Genomic DNA, 253 nt, shown 5'->3' on the forward strand with positions numbered 1-253 from the left:
TGCCCATACACACTGCCGCTAGCCAGCCAGTGGTGCTTGATCAGCCCCAGCAGGCGTTCGTCTTCCTTGGCGCGCTCACTGTCGGGTGAGCACAACCAGGCGTAATAGCCCGACCGGTTGACCCGCAATACCCGGCACATCGCACAGACCCTGAATTCCCTGCAGTAGGCTTGCATGAAGGCGTACTTTGCCTTTACCCCTTGGCAAAGTACGCGGCGGCCTTTTTTAGGATGTCGCGCTCCTCGGTGACGCG

At 60.1% G+C, this 253-nt stretch carries 1 pseudogene; it reads right to left on the bottom strand.

From position 1 onward, the window contains the following. Positions 1 to 253: pseudogene (locus tag XcodCFBP4690_RS22260) on the bottom strand (IS3 family transposase); the annotation flags it as partial.

The sequence above is a fragment of the Xanthomonas codiaei genome (assembly GCF_002939785.1).
GTDB lineage: Bacteria > Pseudomonadota > Gammaproteobacteria > Xanthomonadales > Xanthomonadaceae > Xanthomonas > Xanthomonas codiaei.